This is a genomic window from Lysinibacillus sp. FSL H8-0500, assembly GCF_038051955.1.
Taxonomy (GTDB): Bacteria; Bacillota; Bacilli; order Bacillales_A; family Planococcaceae; genus Lysinibacillus; species Lysinibacillus macroides.
Genome location: NZ_CP150292.1, coordinates 2,748,086 through 2,765,037 on the forward strand (window position 1 = coordinate 2,748,086; position 16,952 = coordinate 2,765,037).

The 16,952-nt window shown below is 42.4% G+C and carries 19 protein-coding genes and 2 riboswitches; of the genes, 4 read left to right on the top strand and 15 right to left on the bottom strand.

From position 1 onward, the window contains the following. Nucleotides 1-25 precede the first annotated feature (25 nt). Genes MHB44_RS13175 through MHB44_RS13245 form a run of 15 tightly spaced genes read right to left on the bottom strand, consistent with a single transcriptional unit; the run spans nucleotide 26 to nucleotide 13,212 of the window. Nucleotides 26-562, bottom strand: a complete 537-nt coding sequence (locus tag MHB44_RS13175; protein WP_341299532.1) for a cob(I)yrinic acid a,c-diamide adenosyltransferase — start codon at nucleotides 560-562, stop codon at nucleotides 26-28. A 13-nt stretch (nucleotides 563-575) separates the two neighbouring features. Continuing rightward, nucleotides 576-1,139 (bottom strand): nitroreductase, encoded by a 564-nt coding sequence (locus MHB44_RS13180; RefSeq protein ID WP_341299533.1) that lies wholly within the window; start codon nucleotides 1,137-1,139, stop codon nucleotides 576-578. 19 nt (nucleotides 1,140-1,158) lie between these two features. Continuing rightward, nucleotides 1,159-1,926 (bottom strand): uroporphyrinogen-III C-methyltransferase, encoded by a 768-nt coding sequence (gene cobA, locus MHB44_RS13185; protein WP_341299534.1) that lies wholly within the window; start codon nucleotides 1,924-1,926, stop codon nucleotides 1,159-1,161. Further along, on the bottom strand, nucleotides 1,923-2,561 hold the full coding sequence (locus tag MHB44_RS13190) for an NAD(P)-dependent oxidoreductase (protein ID WP_341299535.1): 639 nt from the start codon (nucleotides 2,559-2,561) through the stop codon (nucleotides 1,923-1,925). The genes cobA and MHB44_RS13190 overlap by 4 nt, the downstream gene beginning before the upstream one ends. Beyond that, entirely contained in the window at nucleotides 2,554-3,921 is a 1,368-nt protein-coding gene (locus MHB44_RS13195; RefSeq protein WP_341299536.1) for a cobyrinate a,c-diamide synthase, read from the bottom strand. The genes MHB44_RS13190 and MHB44_RS13195 overlap by 8 nt, the downstream gene beginning before the upstream one ends. Before the next feature lie 11 nt (nucleotides 3,922-3,932). After that, nucleotides 3,933-5,054: a cobalamin biosynthesis protein gene (locus MHB44_RS13200; RefSeq protein ID WP_341299537.1), complete on the bottom strand. Its 1,122-nt coding sequence runs from the start codon at nucleotides 5,052-5,054 to the stop codon at nucleotides 3,933-3,935. Continuing rightward, a complete protein-coding gene (cobM, locus tag MHB44_RS13205) occupies nucleotides 5,047-5,832 on the bottom strand; it encodes a precorrin-4 C(11)-methyltransferase (protein WP_341299538.1) in 786 nt (261 codons plus the stop codon). Before cobM ends, MHB44_RS13200 begins: the two co-directional genes overlap by 8 nt. Beyond that, a complete protein-coding gene (cobI, locus tag MHB44_RS13210) occupies nucleotides 5,832-6,539 on the bottom strand; it encodes a precorrin-2 C(20)-methyltransferase (RefSeq protein WP_341299539.1) in 708 nt (235 codons plus the stop codon). Before cobI ends, cobM begins: the two co-directional genes overlap by 1 nt. Beyond that, complete coding sequence (cbiE, locus tag MHB44_RS13215) at nucleotides 6,532-7,734, bottom strand: precorrin-6y C5,15-methyltransferase (decarboxylating) subunit CbiE (protein WP_341302973.1); 1,203 nt, start codon at nucleotides 7,732-7,734, stop codon at nucleotides 6,532-6,534. Before cbiE ends, cobI begins: the two co-directional genes overlap by 8 nt. Continuing rightward, nucleotides 7,709-8,842, bottom strand: coding sequence for a cobalt-precorrin-5B (C(1))-methyltransferase (locus MHB44_RS13220; RefSeq protein WP_341299540.1), 1,134 nt, complete (start codon nucleotides 8,840-8,842; stop codon nucleotides 7,709-7,711). Before MHB44_RS13220 ends, cbiE begins: the two co-directional genes overlap by 26 nt. After that, nucleotides 8,842-9,501 (bottom strand): precorrin-8X methylmutase, encoded by a 660-nt coding sequence (locus MHB44_RS13225; RefSeq protein WP_053994528.1) that lies wholly within the window; start codon nucleotides 9,499-9,501, stop codon nucleotides 8,842-8,844. Before MHB44_RS13225 ends, MHB44_RS13220 begins: the two co-directional genes overlap by 1 nt. A gap of 12 nt (nucleotides 9,502-9,513) precedes the next feature. Further along, nucleotides 9,514-10,275: a precorrin-6A reductase gene (cobK, locus tag MHB44_RS13230; RefSeq protein WP_341299541.1), complete on the bottom strand. Its 762-nt coding sequence runs from the start codon at nucleotides 10,273-10,275 to the stop codon at nucleotides 9,514-9,516. Continuing rightward, the gene (locus MHB44_RS13235; protein WP_341299542.1) at nucleotides 10,272-11,153 is read right to left on the bottom strand and encodes a sirohydrochlorin chelatase; all 882 of its coding nucleotides are present in this window, start codon (nucleotides 11,151-11,153) and stop codon (nucleotides 10,272-10,274) included. Before MHB44_RS13235 ends, cobK begins: the two co-directional genes overlap by 4 nt. A gap of 15 nt (nucleotides 11,154-11,168) precedes the next feature. After that, on the bottom strand, nucleotides 11,169-12,836 hold the full coding sequence (gene cobJ, locus MHB44_RS13240; protein ID WP_341299543.1) for a precorrin-3B C(17)-methyltransferase: 1,668 nt from the start codon (nucleotides 12,834-12,836) through the stop codon (nucleotides 11,169-11,171). Between the two features lie 4 nt (nucleotides 12,837-12,840). Continuing rightward, a complete protein-coding gene (locus tag MHB44_RS13245; protein ID WP_341299544.1) occupies nucleotides 12,841-13,212 on the bottom strand; it encodes a (2Fe-2S) ferredoxin domain-containing protein in 372 nt (123 codons plus the stop codon). 141 nt (nucleotides 13,213-13,353) lie between these two features. Next, nucleotides 13,354-13,534: riboswitch (cobalamin riboswitch) on the bottom strand. Between the two features lie 204 nt (nucleotides 13,535-13,738). Continuing rightward, nucleotides 13,739-13,924: riboswitch (cobalamin riboswitch) on the top strand. A gap of 226 nt (nucleotides 13,925-14,150) precedes the next feature. On the opposite strand from MHB44_RS13245, the gene MHB44_RS13250 reads away from it, so the two are divergent. Genes MHB44_RS13250 through MHB44_RS13265 form a run of 4 tightly spaced genes read left to right on the top strand, consistent with a single transcriptional unit; the run spans nucleotide 14,151 to nucleotide 16,783 of the window. Continuing rightward, nucleotides 14,151-14,897: an energy-coupling factor ABC transporter permease gene (locus tag MHB44_RS13250; RefSeq protein WP_341299545.1), complete on the top strand. Its 747-nt coding sequence runs from the start codon at nucleotides 14,151-14,153 to the stop codon at nucleotides 14,895-14,897. A gap of 1 nt (nucleotide 14,898) precedes the next feature. After that, nucleotides 14,899-15,171, top strand: a complete 273-nt coding sequence (locus MHB44_RS13255; RefSeq protein ID WP_053994522.1) for an energy-coupling factor ABC transporter substrate-binding protein — start codon at nucleotides 14,899-14,901, stop codon at nucleotides 15,169-15,171. A 5-nt stretch (nucleotides 15,172-15,176) separates the two neighbouring features. Further along, a complete protein-coding gene (gene cbiQ / locus MHB44_RS13260; protein WP_341299546.1) occupies nucleotides 15,177-15,950 on the top strand; it encodes a cobalt ECF transporter T component CbiQ in 774 nt (257 codons plus the stop codon). Beyond that, complete coding sequence (locus MHB44_RS13265) at nucleotides 15,947-16,783, top strand: ATP-binding cassette domain-containing protein (protein ID WP_341299547.1); 837 nt, start codon at nucleotides 15,947-15,949, stop codon at nucleotides 16,781-16,783. Before cbiQ ends, MHB44_RS13265 begins: the two co-directional genes overlap by 4 nt. Nucleotides 16,784-16,952 lie beyond the last annotated feature (169 nt).

Below are 16,952 nucleotides of genomic sequence, written 5' to 3' on the forward strand. Positions count from 1 at the left end.
TTTTTCTCTTAGCAGACGGCTTACGTTAAAATTCAAGCCCTTTTACTGCTGGAATACCTTCATCGTAATAATGCTTGGTGGCATCAATAGTTGACACTAAATCAGCCATCGCCAGCAGCGCAGGGTTCGCACTTCTACCTGTCACCACTAAATGCATGGTTGCTGGACGTTGCTTAATGGCGTCGATCACCTCTGCCAGTGGAAGGACATCATCAATAGGAAACTTTGTAATGGCAAGCGCATTGTTTAACTCATCCAGCACTAATAAATCAATGCTGTCATCCTGCAAGGCAGCCTTTGTTTTTTTCCATGCCTTTGCTAATGCAGCACGATGCTCCTCAGGCGTCTTTGTCCATGTAAAGCCAATGCCCATTTGCTCCATGTCCACGCCAAGCTTACGTAGGGCAATTTGCTCGCCATACGTACGCTCTGGTGATTTGATAAATTGCATATAGCGTACACGTAAACCACGGCCAACCGCCCGTAATGTCACGCCAAGAGATGCTGTTGTTTTACCTTTTCCTTCGCCTGTATAAACTAAAAACAAGCCTTTTCTAGCCATGTGTTTAGCCTCCTTACAGCCAAGTTGTTTTTTCTTCAAAGGATGTGCGCTTCTTAGCGCCAAGCTCCTGCTCCTCTGGATAGCCAATAAAAATTGTTCCAACTACTTTTTCCGTATCGCTAGCACCGATAAATGCATGCATACGTGGATCATGCACAAGCCCAACACCACGTGTACGCCAAACAAAGCCAAGCTCTAGCTCCTCTGCTGCTAGCCACATGGACATAATTGCACTACAGACAGCAAAAATATTATCCTGTGTCGCATCAGCATCACCTTCTACCATCGCAGCTGTCACAACAATCGCAACAGGTGTTGTTTGTACAACCTTTAAAGAACTTTCCACTAGATGAGGCTTTGTTGGGAAACGCTCCTGTAAATAGCTAGTCGCCATGTCCTCATAACGCTGCATCGCTTCACCTTGAATCACATAAAAATGCCAAGGCTCGCGCATACGGTCATTTGGTGCATAGGTTGCAGCCTGTAAGATTTGTTCAATTTTTTCTTTTTCGACGGGCTGTGCTGTGTAATTGCGAATAGCTCGACGTTTTTGTAACGCTTCAATTACGGTTGTCATGCTTCCTCCTCCTTCTGCTTTACGAAAAAGCAAGTCCTTGCTCTTCAAACCATTGGATTTTTTCACGTACATTGACGACCTCACCCACAACAATCATTGAAGGATTATGATACCCTTCCCGTTCAATAATGCTGGCAATTTCATCTAATCTGCCTGTGATCGTACGCTGTTGTGCAGTTGTTCCCCACTCAATAACTGCGACAGGCGTTGTTGCCTTGCGTCCATGTTCGATTAATTTTCGAGTGATATAGGCAATATTGCCAACACTCATATAAAAAGCCACCGTGTCAATACCTGTTGCCAGCGCTGGCCAATTTAAAAAATCTTGTCCTTTTTCCTCACGCCCATGCCCTGTAACAATCGCAAAGCTTGTGGCAAAATCTCGATGTGTCACAGGAATACCTGCATAAGCAGGAGCTGCAATACCTGCTGTAATGCCAGGAATAATTTCATAAGCAATACCATGATTTTTTAAAATCTCTGCTTCTTCAGCACCGCGTCCAAACACAAATGGGTCGCCACCTTTCAGACGTGTAACGACTTTGCCCTGCTGTGCCTTCTCTACGAGTAATGCATGAATTTCATCCTGAATCAGATGATGCTTCCCAGGTAATTTACCACAATAAACAAGTTCCGCATCCTTTTTCTTATAATCCAGCAATGCAGGATTGACCAGTCGATCATAGGCAATGACATCAGCCTTTTGAATGCATTCTAGGCCATATACAGTAATAAGCTTTGGGTCTCCAGGGCCTGCCCCAACGATATAGACGATTCCATCCTTCATTGCTGTTCTCCTATCAATAATTGTTGTAAATAGGCTTCGCGCTTTTGCGTTTCACCATTTCTTGTCCATTCAAGAATGCTGGGCTCTAGCAATGCTTGTAATGCTGCACGTCTTTGTGGACCTTTATCGTACTTTGCGGCAATCATTAAACGTGCCTGTTGTAAAAAGCATACATAGTCATCATATGCCTCATCAAATTGCTCGGCTAACTCTGCTTTTACTTTGCGGGCTAACCCTGGGCTTGCGCCTGATGTCGAAACCGTTAATACAAAAGGACCACGTCGCACAGTAGCTGGCGTAATAAAATCGCTTTCACTTTGTGCATCTGTTCGATTCACAAGCTGCCAATGCTGGGCTGCCTCTTGAACAGCTTCATTTACAGCCGTCACATTTGTTGCCGCAATAATAAGGATGGCATCATCTAAATCACTTGCTTCAAATTCTTTTTGCTGCCATGTAATTTGCCCTGAATCAGCAAGCGGCTGTAAAGTGTCATGTAGTGTTGGGCTAACAATCACGATATGTGCCTTTGTTGGCAATAGGGATGCTACCTTCTGTGTTGCGACGTGACCACCGCCAACAATAACAACTGTTTTATAGTCAAGATTGATATGAATTGGAAAATAATTAGTCATGCTTCTTCACCTTCTTACAAGCTGTCAACCAATTGTCAACGAGCTTTGGGTTTGATACAAAATGAAAATGTGTATAGCCTGCCACCAAGCTTTTTGCTTGATAGCCTTCTTGCTTTTTGCCAAAGCGCCCAATTGTTTCATATGCCGGTGTGTTATGAGCGCCACTATATTTAGAATAGTGGAATTCATGGCCCTTCGCTTGCTCCTCTGCACCGATTAAAAAATTACCTATTGTACCGAAAATTTCACGATAGCCAAGTGCTGCTAGTTTCGTTTGCATCGCTACCTCACCAGGGATCACGCCTACCATATCGTAACGTTCACCTTCGCTATTGGTAATTGCCTCTGTTAAATACATAAAGCCACCGCATTCCGCTAATGTTGGCAGTCCCTTGGCAAGCGCTTGACGTATCGAATCTTTCGCCACTGTGTTGTTGGCAAGTGTTGCCGCAAATTCCTCTGGGAAGCCACCCCCAATATATAAGCCATCTGCCTCCGCTGGCACAGGCTCATTAGCAAGCGGTGAGAAAAATTGCAATGTTGCACCCTTTGCACGTAATAAAGCCAAGTTTTCCTCGTAATAAAAATTAAAGGCAGCATCTCTTGCCACAGCAATGACAATATTTTGAGGTGGCTTTGCTGCAAATAGCTGCCCTGATTCCTGTAATAGAGGAGCCTTTGTTAGCGCAAGCAATTGATCCAAATCAATGGTTTCTGTCATGAGGTCACCTAGTTTATCAAAAAATGAATCTAGCTCTCCGCGTTCAATCGCTGGCACTAAGCCTAAATGACGGCTCGGGATATCAATGCCCTCCTCACGCTTTAAATAGCCAATAACAGGAATGCCACATTCTTGCTCAATAGCTGCCTTTGCGATCTCATAATGCCCAACGCTGCCGACCTGATTAGCAATTACCCCAACGATATTGGGCTTATCGGATAGTAATTGGAAGCCCTTGACAACTGCTGCAACGCTTCTAGCCATACTTGCACAATTGACAATTAAAATCACAGGGCTCTCTGTGACAACACTAATATCTGCAGCAGAGCCAGCATCTGATAACGGACTTTTACCATCATAAAAGCCCATAACCCCTTCAATAATTGTCACATCCGCATCCTTACTGGCGCGTGCTACAATATCGCGTACAGCTTCATGTGAAAACATCCAGCTATCAATATTGCGTGATATCCTTCCCGTTACAGCCGTATGATAGGTAGGGTCGATATAATCAGGACCGCATTTAAAGCCTTGAACAATTTTACCTTTATTTTGTAGCGCCTTCATCAGTCCAATTGTAAAGGTTGTTTTCCCTACACCACTGCCTGTACCAGCTAGCACAAAACGATTTGTTTGCATGGGTGTCCTCCTTAAAATTGCAATCTAGCAACAGAAATCGTAGCATTGCCTGATTTTTTCTTTTCTAATAGTAGCGAATCGACCCTAGCATAGCGCATAGCCGCGGGTTCGCTTACACCATATGCACCTGTATATTTAAAGACCGTTTCAGAAGGAGATGGAAAGTCGATTTCATTTAATTCAGCAGGTGTATATGTGATAAATTCCCAATCATATTTCTTGGTAATCTCTAAAAAGCATTGCTCATCCTTCTTTAGATCAATTGTACATAAGGCTTTCACACTTTTTTTCGAAAGCTTAAGCTCCGCCAATGTTTCATCAATGACTTGCTCAACTTCCTCTACAGAGGTTCCACGATTACAGCCCATCCCTAAAACAATTGATTTAGGTCGATAAATCACACCATTTTCCAATAGCACTTCTTCCGCTGGCTCAATAATCCGATCTGTAATGAATAACGTGGCATGTGGTTTCGCCTCTATCGCTGCCTGTGTCGATGGATAGATTTTAATTTGCTCTGGCATTGGCGTATCACGCATCCACCAATCACGCTCACCCGCTTCCTGCACAATAGCAACGTGCTCCTCATTGACAACAGAGGCACTAACAGGCGTTAATTTATCGGCACTATCCCAGACCCAGCCAAAGCGTGCGCCAAACAAATCAACAGGAATGGTCTTTTGCACATCAGAAGCTGTTGTAATAATCGGGTTAGCATCAAGTGCCGCTGCTACCTCATGTGTCAGCTCATTTGCTCCACCAAGATGCCCTGACAAAACACTAATAACATTTTCGCCTCGATCATCTATCACGACAACACCAGGATCGGTTTTTTTATCCTTTAAAATAGGCGCGATCATGCGTACTACTGCGCCTAGTGAAATAATTAAAATTAGCCCTTTATATTGTTGAAAAAGCGTTGGCAATAGCAGACGCACTGTGCCTGTAAATAGTTGAATATGCTTTTCTGCTTCATCGCCCTGCTCAAATTTGCTCATATAATATAAATCGCTTGCTGCAAAGGTTTGCTGTAGGCGACGACCAATTTGCACACCGTGCTTGGTAATGGCAACAACCGCATATGGATTGCGTTGCTCAACCTCTGGGTAGATGCCCTCTTGTAATTCAATCACTTGTTTTCACACCTTTTCTAAAGCCGTGTGTAAAGCTTGCATCATACAACTTCGAGCGATATTGGTCCTTATCATGGATGGTTGGGTCTAATGCCCAGCCTGCTAAAATCATCGCATGCTTACGAATCCCATTAACACGCATTGCCTCATCTAACTCGATTAATGTGGTACGAACAATTTTTTGATCTGGCCATGAAGCACGTTGAATAACCGCTACAGGTGTCTCATCTGCCCAGCCAGCACTTTGTAGCTCCTTGACAATTTTTTTGGTAAGCGTTGCACTTAGAAATAAGGCGATTGTACAATGATGGCTCGCTAAATCATGTAGCTTTTCAAATTCTGGCACAGGTGTACGCCCTTCGGCACGTGTTAAAATAAGGGTTTGCGTTAAATCTGGAATTGTTAGCTCCGCGCCAATTGCCGCTGCTGATGCAAAGACAGAGCTCACGCCTGGAATAACCTCATAGCCAATGCCTTCCTTTTTTAAGAGTGCTACCTGCTCCATAATTGCCCCATACATCGCAGGGTCACCTGTATGCATACGTGCAACTGTTTTTCCTGCATTCACACGGTCTACCATTACAGCAACCATTTCCTCTAAATGCATACCAGCCGTGCGAATCACCTCCGCATCTGGTCTTGCTTTAGCAATGAGGTCTTCACTTACTAATGAATCTGTATACATGACAACATCCGCTGTTTGCAGCATATGTAAGCCTTTGACAGTAATTAAATCTGGATCACCAGGACCCGCACCAACAATATAGATTTTCTTCACTATTTACGCACCACCATTAATGTTAAATATTCTAAATCAACACCATCTAGCTCACGTACATCCCAAATGATTTCTTCATCAGATGTTACCTTTGTCACGACAGATGCTTTATCCAGTAAATCTAAATCACGTAGCACTTCAAGCATTAAATCAATGACTTTTGCCACTTTAATAAAGACCACGGCATCATGACTTTCAATCGCTTCACGCATTGCCTTATAATTATCATGTGCAGGAATAATCGCAACACGGTCATCACCATCTGCCAATGCAATGCCTAAGCGTGAGGCGGAGCCGTTGAATGAAGAAATGCCCGGAACTGTGCGAATTTCTACCTCTGGATGCTTTTCCTGCATCAGCTTCATCATATGGATAAACGTACTATATAATAGCGGATCACCCTCTGTCACAAAGGCAACATCCTTACCCTGCTGTAATTTTTCATAGACAAGCTCCACTGATTTTGTCCATTCACGCTCAAGAACAGCCTCATCCTTTGTCATCGGGAAGACAAGCCCCAGCATATCCTTTTCCGCTGGATTAATATAGACATCAACAATACGATGGGCGTAGCTTTTACTGCCTTTTAGTTTTTTTGGATAGGCAATAACAGGCGACTCTTGAATCACGCGGAATGCCTTTACTGTAATTAATTCTGGATCGCCAGGACCAACGCCCAAGCCATATAAAACACCTAAATTAGTCATGATTTTCTTCCTTTCGATAAGCCGAAATAATATAGATTGGATTTAATGGGACAAAGCGTGTCATATCTAAAATTGGTTTACTACGCGCAAGCTGTGCCTGTAAAATATCAACAGCAAAACCACAGGCTTTAAATGCCTCCACAGCCTTATATAAATTTTCAATGGTTGCAGCATTTAAGACAATGCGACCAGTAGACTTCAAACGTTGGCAGCATAATTGTAGCAACTCAACCATTTCACCCCCTGTGCCCCCGATGAAAATAGCATCAGGATCTGGGAAGTTGTCTAGTCCTTCTGGTGCTTTACTATGAATCGCTGTAATATCAACTCGGAATTTCTGTTGATTCTGGAGACAGTTCTCTAAATCAGGTGCATTTTTCTCCACTGCAAATACTTGTCCTTCAGGTGCAAGCTTACCTGCCTCAATTGCCATCGAGCCTGTGCATGTACCAATATCCCAAATAATGCTATCCTGTTGAAGCTGCATGGCTTGCAAACTTAACACGCGAATTTCTTTTTTCGTAATCAGCCCTTTATCTGGCTTACGCTGGGAAAACTCTTCATCAGCAATACCAAGTGTATAACGCTTTGGCTCAAAGGTTTGCTGTAAAATCACAACATTTAACGGAGAAAACACAGCCATTTCCAATTCGTCAAGCGAATACCAGCCAACTTTTTCGTTTTCACCCTGTAAATTTTCTGCTACAAATGCGCGGTACTCTGTTAGTCCAAAATGCTTTAAATAACGAGCAAGCGCATTTGGGCTATTATCGGCATCTGTTAACAGTGCTACTTTCTTTTTACCATCGATGCGCTGTGCCAAGCCCTTCATGGAACGGCCATGAATGCTTGTCACATAAGCATCCTGCCAGCTTTCACCCATCTTCGCAAAGGCAAGCTGGACAGAGCTTATATACGGATACACCTCTACCTTGAGCTTTTTCGCTAAATAGCCACCAAGCCCATAAAATAATGGATCACCTGATGCTAAAATGACTGTTTTTTTTGTTTCAATTGCTAAGCGTTCAACAAGCGCCGAAAGACCGCCTTTAATAACAATCTTTTCACCTGTATAAGCTGGAAAAAAATCGAGAACTCGTTCACCACCAACAAGCACCTCACTCTCCTCAATCCATTGGAGGTATTGTGGGAGTAAGCTTGCTAATCCGTTATCCCCGATCCCAATTAACTTCATCGATCGATGCAATATTATCAGCCCTTCCTAGTAATTGTCCCTGCATCGAATAGATCGATGTGGAAAGTGTTAGACCACCCTTTATATGATGTAAGGAGGAATAGCAGCAAGCCTCACATAAATGATGGAAGAACGCATGATAGCCCTTGTTCATCATAATGTCTCCTACCTGTGACGCAGTGTTTGCCTCACGTACTTCAGCGATGGTTGCTTCATCTGCGCCACTATCTGCTGCTAGCTGTGCTAAAAAAGGAAAATCAATTGGTGCACTTTTGGAATGCACCATCATTACCCCTTGCGCAACTTTCGAAAACTTGCCCATCATACCAACAAGCGACACCTGCTTCATGCCTAGTCGTTTGCAATGCTTTAAGGTAAAGCCAACAAAATCGCCCATTTCAATAAAGGCTTCCTCGGGTAAATTTGGATATTGCTGCATCGCAAATTTTTCACTGCGTCCACCCGTTGTGACAACTAAATGATCACAGCCAGCCTCTTTTGCTACACTAATCGCCTGCACAATACTTGCCATATAAGCAGAACTTGAAAAAGGCACGACGGTTCCCCTTGTGCCTAAAATCGAGATGCCTCCAAGTATACCAAGCCGCCCATTTAACGTTTTTTTAGCAATTTCCTCACCCTTAGGTACAGAAATAACCACATTTACGCCCTGTTGAATTTGAAATTCATCGAGCACTCCTTGAACAGTGCTCGTAATCATCTTGCGTGGGACAGGATTAATAGCAGCCTCGCCAACAGGCACTGGTAAGCCAGGCTTTGTGACACGTCCGACACCAATCCCTCCGTCTAAATGAATACCAGGTGTATCTGCCCAGCTCACCGTGCTAACAATGAGTGCCTGATGTGTGGCATCAGGATCATCGCCTGCATCTTTAATCGTTTCACAGCTAACTGCATTTTGTTCAAATATGCATTTTTCAATGGTAAAGGTTGCATCTCGCCCAATTGGTAAATGGATCGTGCTTGTTTCTTGCTCTTCCTTGGTAATTAAGGCAAGCAATGCAGCCTTTGTTACCGCAGTTGCACAGGCCCCTGTTGTGTAACCGTGACGCATGTCCTTAGGGTCCTTTTTAGGCTTGCGCTCCATTATTTTTTGGCCTGTTCATCCGCTAAAAGTGAAACAGCGTTTAAAGCGGCTACCGTCACTGTACTGCCGCCTTTACGACCAACATTCGTAATATATGGAATCCCTTCTAATTTCAGTAGCTCTTCCTTTGATTCAGCCGCTGATACAAAACCAACAGGCATGCCAATAATTAAATCAGGCTTTGCTAGACCTTCTTTTATTAAACGAATTAATTCAAGCAATGCTGTTGGGGCATTACCGATTGCATAAATACCACCTTCATGGAGCTTCGCTGCCTTTTGCATTGAAATAATGGCACGCGTTGTATTTTGTTTTTTCGCTTCAATCGACACATCTTCATCTGCAATATAACAATGTAAATCTCCTCCATGCTTTTGGAAGCGCTTCTTACCAGAGCCACTTTCAATCATTTGCACATCTGCAATAACATGTCGCCCTGCAAGAATGGATTTAATGCCCGCTTCAATCGCGCCTGGTGTAATGATGACGCTACGACCTAGCTCAAAATCTGCCGATGCATGGATAATACGGCGCACAACCTTCCACTCGTCTTCCGAAAAGTCATGCTCGCCCATTTCCTCTGCAATAATTGAAAAGCTATAATCGTAAATTTTATCTGGGTCTACTGTTAGTGGTTTGAAATCTGTTTTAAAATCCATGAAAAATGCCTCCTAAAGTGTTTTTTGTACAGCCTGTAAAACGTCTTCAAAGGTTGAATATTGTTGGCCATATTGAATATTTGGTCTTGCAATTAAAATCGTTTCAATATCACAAGCAAGCGCTGCCTCTAGCTTCTCATCCACTGAGCCAACTTTACCGCTTTCCTTGGTAATCATTAATGTGACGCCATATTGACGAAATAGCGCTTCATTTAACTCCTTTGTAAATGGACCCTGTATCGCTACAATATCTCGCTGTGCCACGCCAAGTGCCTCACATTTTTCCATATTGTCCAGTCGCGGAAGCATACGTGCAATCACTCGTGTATTTTCTAAACCTTGTAACACCTTTGTAAAGGTCGCAAGTGTTTTACTGCCTGTTGTCAGCATAATAACCCCACGCTTTTGTGCCGCTAGCTGGGCTGCCTCCTCGTAATCCTTCACAACGGTAATCAATGGATGGGCATAATGCTCGTGCGCGCGCTCATAGCGAATATAGGGAATTTGTGCCTGCTCAGCAGCAGCCATCGCATTTTTAGAGGCCTCCTCCGCAAAGGGATGGGAGGCATCTACTACTAATTGATAGCCCTGCTCTGTCATAATCGCTGCCATTTCGTCAGCTGTCAGTCGACCGATTAAATGCGGCAAGCCAGCGTCAGCAAGACTAGCAGCCGCTGATTCGGTAACGACCGTAGCTGTGACCTGATAACCTGCCTGCTGCAAGTTGAGGGCGAGGTTTCTGGCATCACTCGTTCCTGCTAACATAAAAATCATTTTACAGACTCCTCTATATGATCATGGTCGTGATGATGGTCATGGTCATGATGGTGGTGGTGATGTGCATGTCCATGTACTGCCGCATAAGCACGGTAATTCTCTAAATCTTGCATGCCTGTTGATGTACCATTCACTGCCTGTTCAATACGCTCTAATAACACATTTTGCAGACGTTCATGGTAGCCAAAATAATCAGCAATTTGAATAGCACAATCTGGATATTGCTTATTGAACTTTTCACACATGCCATTCATACGTTCCATTAAAATGCCTGTGAATAAAAAGTACGGTAGCATAATAATCTTTTTAGCACCTAATTTGACACAGCGCTCCATTCCTTCTTCAACAAGTGGATCTGTTACCCCCATAAAAGCGCTTTCCACATATTTCACAGGTAGCTTTTCCCATAAGAGACGTGTTATTTTATAAAAATCACCATTTGCCTCTGGATCACTGCCACCACGTGCAATTAATAAAATCGCAGTATCCTGCTGCTGCTCTTCTGTATTAAACCCAATGTCTGCTAGACGATCCTGTAAAATACCAAATATCTCCTCATGAATACCGATTGTTTGTCCATACGTGAAGGTGATGTTTGGATAATGTTCACGTGCATGCTCAATTTCTGCTGGAATATGAAGCTTAGAGTGACCTGCATGGAGTAAAATAATTGGGATAACATGAACCTCTGTTGCTCCCTTCTTCACACAGTTTGTAATGCCCTCTTCAATATTTGGCGAGGCAAATTCAAGAAAACAGGTTTCCACTAAAAATTGGGGGTCAATACGCGGTGTCATTTCCTCAATAAATGTGCGTACCTCCTCATTTCCTGCTGCTAAACGGCTACCATGGCCGACAAATAAAATTGCTTTCATCTCTATTACTCCTCACTACTCGCCACATGGAGCGGGCTCTACTTTTATTTTGGAAGACATATCTTGATAGGTAAAATGCAGTATCTTTTTCACACGTTTAAAATATTTGAATAGGCGCTCATTTGGATGAGCATTCGCTTTGTATTCTTCAATAATATCCGTAAGCAATGGCACTAGCTGGTCGGGCTCCAATCCTTCTACAACAGGCTGTGCTGCATGGGCTGTACGACCCACTGGCTTTGCCCCTATAAAAACATCAAACTTGCTTTTGCGATACACAATGCCGATATCATCAAACACGGCACGATAACAGGCCATACCACAGCCATTAAAACCAATATTTAATGTTTTCGGCAAGGACATGCCTCCTAGCTTTTCCTGAATTTCTTCTGCATAGGGAATCGAATCTGCCTTTTCGCCATAGCAAAAATCGCAAGCCTTTAGTGTGGCAACATCACCGATAGGCGCTAATAAAAAGCCTACTGCCTGTAGCCTTTCAGTAATGCGATTTGGCTCAGTTGTTGGGATTTTCAAATGAATTTGATGCTCAGGTGTATATTCCATCGTACCATGCTCGCCAACGACCTCTGCTAATGTCGTCATTTGCTGTGGTGTGAAAAATTTATTGGCAACCCCTGGGCTGACGGCTAGCTCAAAAATAGATTCAATTTTTTGCTGTACAAGCTTGGGTGTTACCTGTACTGCACTTGTTCCTTTAACCATTGCAAGCGCCGCTGTAGCCATTTCCAATGCTGTGTTTTTCGGCTTTGGCGTAGCGGCTACACTGGGTTTATGATTGCGCCCTGCATTGGGGTCTGCCGCAAAGTCACCACGAGCCTCTCCTGTCTCCTGATTCATTGCCCATGGCTCGTTTTCCTCGCGTAAGCGTTGATGTGGACGTAATGGCTGCTTCTCTTCACCAAGTGTATATTTTCGTTGATAGCCACGTGGTGTAATCATTTTATTATCATAGAAAAATGTCGATGAATTCCCAATAATCACCGTTGTAAGCATACCAATATCGTGCTCTAGCATTTCGGCTAATGTTGTCATCGTAACTTCTTGACGCTCACGATAGGCACTTTTCACAAGTCCAACAGGTGTATCAGGTGAACGGTATTCTAAAAGAATGCGCTGTGCCTCCACAATTTGTCTTGTACGACGACCACTTTTAGGATTGTAGAGCGCAATGACAAAATCCGCCATCGCTGCTGCCTCTACACGCTTGGCAATTAAGTTCCAAGGTGTTAAATGGTCGCTTAAGCTGATAGTACAAGCATCATGCATAATCGGGGCTCCTAGTAAACTAGCACATGAATTAATCGCTGAAATACCTGGAACAATTTCAACTTCAATGCCCGTTGCCTCTGTCCAGCCCAGCTCAATTAACACTTCATACACTAAGCCAGCCATCCCGTAGACGCCCGCATCTCCACTGGAAATTACAGAAACAATACTGCCAGCCTCTGCTTGACGCACGGCTTCCTGTGCACGTGAAACCTCCTCTGTCATACCCGTACTAACAATTGATTTGGCATTGACTAAATCTTGAATAAGCTCTACATAGGTTTTGTAGCCAATAATCATATCACTTTGTTGCAATGCCTCTACAGCACGTGTCGTAATATGCTTAAAATCTCCAGGTCCAAAGCCCACTACGAAAATTTTCCCTTTTTGTGCCATTTTGCTACCTCTCTTTCACCTTTTCGATCCCTTTAATAGCCGTTGTTTGTGCTGTACGCTGTAATGTACCTTCACGCAATGTAAAGACATGCTCCTTGTGTAAAGATTCATGATGTAAGTCTTGTACAAGTGCTCTCGCATGCTCTGTTGATGGCACACGATACCAATTGCCCTGCGGATAGGCAATGACAACGCAAGCATCCTTACACCGTCCATTACAGCGTGTTCTTGTCGTATGTATTTCTTGATCAAGTGCCTGCCGCTGTATTTCATCTCGAATGGCTTGTGTAATATCCTCCGCATCCTTTTTCATACAGCTACTGCCGTTGCAAATAAAGAGATGTGTTTGCATCCCCTCTAAATTCCATGTTGTCATCTAATCGCTCCCTTCATTTGCTTTTTTGGAAAAGAAAAAACCTTTACTCTTCGCTTGAGAGTAAAGGTTTTATAGAAGCTTAATAAAAACGAATAAAATGCTGGTACCCGCTCTTGCTCCAACTTCTCCCTCCGAAAAGTTTGCATGCACAATCAATTAAGCAGGTTTCCTGACTTAAGCTTCATCTTACTTTCACGCCTTCCCAGTTTGCACAAGTGGCTTTGTGATTTCATCAGCTATTACAGTAGCGGGGGCTGTATTGGATTTTCACCAATTTCCCTATTATCTCGAAAATTTGAGCACTTATTGATGTTTTTATATGAAATTATTATCGTTATCCATGAATAGAAAACTGTCTCTATCATAGCTTATTATTTTAAAATTTCAATATTTCTTTAACAATTTGTGATAAATTTATCAGTTTTGGTTATCAGAATTTTCGACATTGACGCCCAATTCAAAAAAATTTTATAAAAAGTATAGCATATTTATGGAAATGCATGTTACAATTTGTCGTGAAATCTCACAATTCTATATTTTTTTCGGTGTAAAATGCTTGTTATTTTACTTAAAAGGGAAGTCGGTGTAAGTCCGACGCGGTCCCGCCACTGTAATAGGGAGTTTTATAGAAAATGCCACTGTCCAACGGATGGGAAGGCCTATAAAATAGTGAACTAGAGCCAGGAGACCTGCCGAAAAATACGTGACCGTTTCAGCCTACGAGGATAGGTGTGCAACTTAGCAGATACGCATGTTTTTGCTCTCTTAGTATGCACTTTTCCTGTAGCGGAGAAGTGCTTTTTGTATGGACGTGGCCAAATAGCCTGTTTAGCGAGCAACAGGATGCTTATGGACTCATGCGAAAGTCTAAATACGCAAAGAAGAATTTCTCCGCACGTAATATTTTTACAATTTATTCAGAATGAGGAGGAAAAATATTGAAGCTTTCTTGGTGGAAATTTAGTTATTTTTTAGTGGCATATTTAATGGTGCCAAAACAAGCTTTTGCCATGCATATCATGGAAGGTTTTTTACCAATTGAATGGGCGATTTTTTGGTGGGTTATCTCTATTCCCTTTATTGTACTAGGATTGCGCTCCATTCGAAAAACAGTCGAAGCAAACCCTGAAACAAAAATGATATTAGGTCTTTCAGGAGCCTTTGCATTTGTCCTATCTGCCTTAAAAATCCCGTCTGTTACAGGGAGCTGCTCGCATCCTACAGGTGTTGGGCTTGGTACAGTGTTATTTGGTCCATTGGCAATGAGTGTAATTGGAACGGTTGTTTTATTATTCCAATCCTTACTTTTAGCACATGGGGGCCTTACAACGTTAGGAGCAAATGCCTTTTCAATGGCGATCGTAGGTCCTTTTATCGTGTATTTTGTCTTTAAAGGGGCACAAAAAATAGGTTTGTCGTTTTCATTAGCTGTGTTCTTCGCTGCCATGCTTGGCGACTTAGGCACATATGTTGTGACTTCTGTACAGCTAGCACTTGCCTTCCCTTCTGAGGTGGGTGGCTTCGCCGCATCCTTCACAAAATTCGCAGGTATTTTTGCTTTAACACAAATTCCATTAGCCATTAGTGAGGGGATTTTAACAGTAATTGTGATGAACTTCTTGAAAAAATATAATATTAGCGAATTAAAGGCATTACGTGTTTTCTCAGCAAAGGAGGCACACTAAGATGAAACGTACTTTATTACTATTAGCCATTGTTGTCCTGTTAGCCATTATCCCCCTGTTTATTCAAAAGGGTGCAGAGTTCGGTGGTGCTGATGGTGAGGCCGAAGCAGCCATTGGCGAAATTAATAAGGATTATGAACCATGGTTTGAAAGTTTATGGGAGCCGCCTAGTGGTGAAATTGAAAGCTTACTATTTGTACTACAGGCTGCGATTGGCGCAGGCTTTATTGGCTACTTTATCGGCTATATGCGCGGCAAGCATAAAGAAGGCTAAATACGATGCTATTAATCGATAAGTATGCTTACCTTAATAAACTAGCGCACGTTCATCCACTAGAAAAAATGATCTTTTCCTTAGGACTATTGTTATTATCCCTAATTTTAAGAGATGAACAGCTTTCACTCATTACATTTTTTGTAATGAGTGCTTTTATCATTTTCGGCGCAAAAATCCCATTAAGCTATTATGTAAAACTATTGCTATTACCAGCCTTTTTTTTATTCACTAGTCTTGTATCCATTTTAATCTCAATTGCACCATCTACACATGTGCTACCTCCTCACATTTGGTCTTTCACCTTTAGCAATTGGACGATTTTTATTGGGCAGGCCAGTATGACAGCAGCACAGCAATTATTTTTTATTGTGCTTGGTAGTATCAGTTGCTTATATTTTTTAATCCTAACAACCTCAGTTCAAGGAATTTGCTATGTTTTACGACAATGGCGATTTCCAGTGTTATTAGTTGAATTAGTAGAGCTAACCTATCGTTTTATTTTTCTTTTTTTAGCTAGTATGCAAAAAATTTACCTCGCCCAGCAAGCACGTCTCGGCTATTATTCACCTATCCAATGGCTACGTTCACTATCCATGCTGATAGCAGCATTATTTGTGGAGATGTTTCAGCGGAGTCGAGCGCTTAACAATGCGATGCAGTCACGTGGTGGCGAGGCTGTCTATTGGCAGAAAGCAAGCTCTTATAACAAGAAAAATTGGCTAGGCATGGCACTTATTTTTCTACTCTTTATCGTATATGGAGGTTTTTTCGCATGACAGCCTATTATTTTGAACTTCATCATCTGTCCCATATTTACGCAGATGGCACAACAGCGCTCACAGATATTTCATTGCAAATTCCAAGGGGGAAAAAAATTGCGATCCTTGGACATAACGGTGCAGGAAAATCAACATTATTTCAGCATCTTAACGGGATATTAAAGCCTACTACAGGCACTATTTCTTTTCAGGGTAACAAGCTTCAGTACAGCAGCAAAGCTTTAAAGACCCTTCGTCAACAGGTTGGTATTGTCTTTCAAGATGCAGACCACCAGCTTTTTTCAGGCACAGTCAAGCAAGATATAGCGTATGGACCGCTTAATTTGGGCTGGTCTACTGAAAAAATTGAGGAAAAGATCGCCTGGGCGGTTGCACAAACAGAGGTAGAGAATTTACTAGATAAGCCGATTCATTTCTTAAGTGTTGGACAAAAAAAACGTGTGGCGATGGCTGGTGTTTTAGCAATGGAGCCATCTGTTCTCTTATTAGATGAACCAACAGCAGGTCTGGATCATTATTATGCTACACAAGTTTTACAATACCTAGCAAAATTAGAGGATGGGGAAAGAACCATTCTATTAGCAACACATGATATTCAACTCGCCTATGAATGGGCAGAGCAAATTATTGTGATGGAGGCAGGGTCAATCATTTATAATGGTGATCCCATCACTCTATTCTATAACGAAGAACTATTAAAACGTGCCCATCTTGAACGCCCATGGGTCTTTGCGATGGCCATGCTATTACAAGAAAAAAAGATCTTAACGAGCAAGGAGCCAATACCTCGTTCTAGGGATGATTTACACAGACTTATTCAACAGCTTTAAACAGTTTGACCAGGGGCTAATTTAAGCAGCAGTGAAAATTTTTCCTCATTTACGAAACTTTTCTATTAGTTAATCGTATAAATATAGTCAAGGCGTTCAATAGGCAAAAATAAGAACTATGATTTCCATCTAAGTAAGAAGATAGCAAAAACTCTTCTATCTTTAGAAT